This window comes from Okeania sp. SIO2F5, assembly GCF_010692685.1.
Classification (GTDB): Bacteria; Cyanobacteriota; Cyanobacteriia; order Cyanobacteriales; family Microcoleaceae; genus Okeania; species Okeania hirsuta.
This window is the reverse complement of the sequence record NZ_JAAHGU010000250.1, coordinates 1-4,925: the sequence shown is the minus strand read 5'-3', so window position 1 is coordinate 4,925 and position 4,925 is coordinate 1. Positions and strand designations below refer to the sequence as shown.

Sequence of the window (4,925 nt, the reverse complement as noted above, 5' to 3'; positions counted from 1 at the left end):
ACTAAGGAAATAAGAGTTTTCCGATGGCCAAATATTTAACCTCCTTTAAGATTAGCCATGGAAGGCTAGATATATCTGCTTTTCAGCAGTTTGACTAACCAACGAGTCGCACACTAACACTTCCATCCGTATCAGCTAACAATGGAAATTTCAATCCCTCAGAATCACAAAATTCTGCATGAGAGTCTATATCATCTGCACTAACACCTAAAATTTGAGTATTTCTAGAAATATATTTTGGTAAATCTTGTTGAAACCTCCGTGCCTCAATAGTACAACCAGAAGTAAAATCTTTAGGATAAAAATAAAGCACTACCCACTTACCCCGATAATCAGATAAAGAAATTTCTCCATCTCCAGTATTCGTGGGTAAAGTAAATTCTGGTGCTGGTTGGTATAACTCCGGTAATTTTCCTCCAAGTGCCCAAGTATTAGGAATAAAGTTAAACCAAGTTATCAAAGCTAAACAGCTAGCTAAAAATATGCTAATTAGATTCCGACGGGTGGTCATAATTTACGATGAAAACTCTACTTCATATAAGTTTACTTGAAGAAGGCAGAAGGCAGAAGGCAGAAGGCAGAAGGCAGAAGGCAGAAGGCAGAAGGCAGAAGGCAGAAGGGAAAATTGCTGATGGATAGTCTTCAACACGCCACTCCGTGTCTACAAACCCCAAGCAATTTTCAGCACCGCAAGTGACAGTGGGGTATTAAACCCATAAAAGAAAAGATAAATTTAGGAAAAAATTTTCTCTGGGGAAATTGTTAAAATCTAATATTTTATTTTGGATTTTGAGGAAAAATAGCGTTTATCAGAAAAGCCAGAAAATTTATTATATAATAAGCAACTTGTACAAAAATTTTACCCATAAAATTAGGAAAAATGGAAGAAGATTTACCACAAATATCAAGTCCAGCAACAGTATTAATGGTGATTGATAATCAAATAGTTACTATAGAAATTGATGGTATAAATGCACCAATAACTGGAGGTAATTTTGTTGATTTAGTAGAACGAAATTTTTATGATGGTGTCAGATTTCATCGCATCGAAAATCAACCACAATTTTCATTAGTTCAAGCAGGAGACCCTTTCAGTAGAAATCCAGATATTCCTTTGGAACTTTTAGGAAGTGGTAATTTTGTCGATCCACTAACAAATGAAACTCGATTTATTCCTTTAGAAATTCGGCCGTTAGGACTTGGGCAAGAAATTATTTACAATCAAATAGTTTCTCCTCCATTACAACTGCCAAATGTAGTAGGTGCAATTGGAATGGCTCGTATAGAGGTGTTAAATTCTGCATCTTCTCAATTTTATATTCCCTTGAATGATTTATCAGTATTAGATGGTAGTTTTGCCGTATTTGGTAATGTAATAGATGGGTTAGATGTTATAGAAGAAATAGAATTAGGCGATAGTATTACTGCTGCGAGAGTTACTCAAGGAATAATCCCTAGTCGAGTTTCACAAATTATTACTGATACTACTCTACTCAATAATTTTATTAATATTGTTAATCGTGCCAATATTCCATTACCTATTGATTTCTTTCAAGTTTTAACAGAAGGAGATGATATTTTTCCAATTTCTACAGAATTATCTCAAGAAGTATTTGGTGTATTAGGATTAGAAGGAAATGATGAAATTACAGGTTCAATACTTAATGACGTAATTAATGGTAATCAAGGAGATGATAGTTTAGATGGTAGAGATAGTTCTGATTATCTTCGGGGTGGAAAAGGGTTTGATTTATTATCTGGTGGTCCTGATAATGATATTCTGAATGGCAACTTAGATAGTGATACTTTATTTGGTGGTAGAGGAGATGATTTTTTACGTGGTGGTAAAGATAGTGATGTATTAACTGCTGGGGAAGGAAATGATATTTTAATTGGTGATGCTGGTACGGATAATTTGGCTGGTGAAGCAGGTGCAGATACTTTTATTTTGACATTAATAGAAAATGAAGAAGATAATGCAGATACAGTCGCAGATTTTAATTTTTTAGAAGGGGATAGAATAGGTGTTTCGGTACAAATATCTTCCCTATCTTTTACTCAAGAAGGAAATAATACAGTTATTCAATTAGAAGGTGAAACAGAGGAAGATAATAGGATTCTTGGTACTGTGAATAATTCGACAGCAGAGGAAGTGAGAAGTGCCAGTTTCTTTTTCGATTTTACTACTATTTCTGTTCCTGATGCACTGCCTTTTGGAGATGCAGCTTTGAGAATTGGATAATTGAATTTATGGAAAAGTTTATTAGTAGAAAAAGAGGAATATAATATCAAGTATTTTAGTTTTAACTAGAGCTGTTTTTATTTCTTATACTTTACTGTACAAGAATGAAAAAAATTAGGTAGTGCTCAACAATGATTAAAAGAAGTTTATCCTCATTTTCAATTGACCTTATTCCTGTATTTAAGCAGTTTTGTCGCCAACAAAATTTAAGGATAGAATATAATAAAGTAGCAAATTTTGGAAAAATAAGGAGCTAATTAAGAAATGGACGAAGAAAAAAGTACCGCAGAATATTTAGAAGAGCTAGAATTAGCTGATTTAGAAGGTCAAGAAATTAGAGTGGAAATGGTGGTACAAAAGGTATCCCAGGAAGAAGAAGAAGAAGAAAATGAAAATGAAGAAGAGGAAAATGAGAATGAAGAAGAACGTGGTGAGAAAGAAAAAATTACTGTTACACTCAATTCCGCCGCTGCTCCAGTCACAGCAGCTAACTTTGTCGATCTGGTAGAGCAAAATTTCTATGATGCTCTGGCATTCCATCGGTTTGTAGAAGGTTTTGTAGTTCAAGGTGGCGACCCCCAGGGAAGAGATGAGAATTTTTCAATTGAAGGTTTAGGTTCAGGGAAATATATTGACCCTGCAACAGAAGCACCACGGGAAATACCTTTGGAAATTCAAGTTGCAGACACAGGAGAAATTGTTTATAACGAAGTAGTTGCCGATCCAGTAGAGTTATCCCATGAAGCAGGGGTAATTGCTATGGCACGAAGTCAAGCACTAGATACAGCTTCTTCGCAATTTTACTTCACCTTAGATGATGTTGCCAATCAACTGGACGGTGGTTATGCAGTATTTGGTGAAGTGACTGAAGGTTTTGATTTTGTGCAAGAGATTCGAGAGGGCGATCGCATTCTTGTCGCTAGGGTAGTTGACGGAGATATATCTAGTAGAACTTCAGAGATAGCTACTGACTCAGATTTACTCAATGATTGGGTTAATGCGGACAATGAAGTGAAGGTATCTTATGTTCTTGCTATGGATATGGATGAAGATACTGAAAATGACGATAGTGATGCTAATTCTGCTCCAGATGATGATATTGTTGAGACATCCGTACTAGATGACCCTATCCTTGCCAGTCAAATTACGCAAACTGTTGATGAAGAAGTTGAAGGAGAAGGAGAAGAAGAAGGAGAAGGGGAAGAAGCAGAAGAAAATTCAGACAGTGATGATGATGATGAGGGTGATGAAATAGCTAGCGCTGTTGAAGAAGATGAAGATTCAGAAGAAGCAACTGAGGTAGCTGAAAATGATGACGGTGAGAGCGTGCTGGATATAGATGTTGTTGATTCTTCCTTCACAACCGCCATTGGAACAGAGAGTGATGATGTTATTGATGTTCTCGAAATAAGCGATGCTGATACTGATTCATCTTTCGCAATTATGGGTTTGGAAGGTAACGATGAAATATCTGGTGGCAATGGTACAGATATCCTTAGTGGAAACGAAGGTGATGATATAGTTAGCGGTCGTGACGGTCATGACTTAGTCAGAGGTGGAAAAGGTGTTGATACATTAATAGGTGGCAAAGGAGATGATATTATCATTGGGGATCATGGTGCTGATATCCTGACTGGTGGTTTAGGTGCAGATAGTTTTATTCTGCGAACTGATGCTTATATTGTTGATGGTATAGATGAAATAGACCAAGCTGACTTGATTACTGATTTTAATGTCGCAGATGGCGATCGAATTGTCGTGATTGCTAATTTCATTCCTTCTGAAGGATTAACTTATGAATTATTCGATGATGACACAGTAATTAGACTGTCCGACAGTGGATTTATATTAGGAGTAGTTTCAGATACTTCCATAGAAGATGTTGAAAATAACATTTTTGCAGTACCTGAGACTGATTATGCTCTTCGTCTTGGTTAAAGAATGGTAAGATTAAAAGTATTATTAAGTTCGCTAGAAAATTTTTACATATTATGATTATGTTTTAAAGTTGTACTAGCGAATTTTATATTGTATTGATTTTGAATAAAGTTTCTTTTTTATAGTAGAAGGAAGAAGTTTGATTATTTATATTCTGTTGTTTGAGCTGTTTCATAAGTCAAATACAGTAATGGCACTATAGCAAGGAACAAGTTGATTAGGACATAGACTGATGATGAACCTTACCCAGGAAAATGCTTTTCCAATATTCCATCACGCCTAGTGCGCTACCAGGTGCGTTTGCCGCCGACGCTGGGTTGCACCACTGTTCCCTATTGTCTCCTATACATACCAAGTATAGTTGATCGAACAAATTGATAATTTTTTCCTGTTCTGGTATTTTCTACTTTCAGAGGTTCAAAAAAATGTAATTTAAGTTCAATCAAAATAACGAGATATGATGAAATTTTTAGCCGCTATTACCTTAGTCATTTCTTTAATTTATTTTAGTTTGTCCGCACCAGTTATAGCAGCTAATTCTGAAGATATTAATCATCTACTACAAGATAATTGGTGCGTATCATTTTTATGGAAACAGTGCGATTTAAGTGAGATAGATTTATAGCAATGAGCGCTGGCATCTTTACATATTACATAAATATTGATAATGTAACATAAAAGTAACTGTATGAGCTGTATTTTTCATAAATTAGGCGATCGCTAAAGGTTAAAGTTTTAAGGATGC

3 protein-coding genes and 1 pseudogene are annotated in these 4,925 nt (G+C 35.4%); 3 read left to right on the top strand and 1 reads right to left on the bottom strand.

From position 1 onward, the window contains the following. Positions 1–112: 112 nt before the first annotated feature. A pseudogene (locus tag F6K27_RS32405) lies at positions 113–511 on the bottom strand (peroxiredoxin); the annotation flags it as partial. A 369-nt stretch (positions 512–880) separates the two neighbouring features. Here F6K27_RS32405 and F6K27_RS32400 point away from each other — a divergent pair. From F6K27_RS32400 to F6K27_RS32390, 3 genes are all read left to right on the top strand, one after another. After that, complete coding sequence (locus tag F6K27_RS32400; protein ID WP_287279994.1) at positions 881–2,242, top strand: peptidylprolyl isomerase; 1,362 nt, start codon at positions 881–883, stop codon at positions 2,240–2,242. Between the two features lie 264 nt (positions 2,243–2,506). Then, complete coding sequence (locus F6K27_RS32395) at positions 2,507–4,180, top strand: peptidylprolyl isomerase (protein WP_287279993.1); 1,674 nt, start codon at positions 2,507–2,509, stop codon at positions 4,178–4,180. A gap of 457 nt (positions 4,181–4,637) precedes the next feature. Next, complete coding sequence (locus F6K27_RS32390) at positions 4,638–4,805, top strand: hypothetical protein (protein ID WP_287279992.1); 168 nt, start codon at positions 4,638–4,640, stop codon at positions 4,803–4,805. Positions 4,806–4,925 lie beyond the last annotated feature (120 nt).

What these genes read in the sequence shown, in the direction of transcription:
- F6K27_RS32400 (WP_287279994.1), top strand. Translation starts at nt 881, where the DNA reads ATGGAAGAAGATTTACCACAAATATCAAGTCCAGCAACAGTATTAATG.
- F6K27_RS32395 (WP_287279993.1), top strand. Translation starts at nt 2,507, where the DNA reads ATGGACGAAGAAAAAAGTACCGCAGAATATTTAGAAGAGCTAGAATTA.
- F6K27_RS32390 (WP_287279992.1), top strand. Translation starts at nt 4,638, where the DNA reads ATGATGAAATTTTTAGCCGCTATTACCTTAGTCATTTCTTTAATTTAT.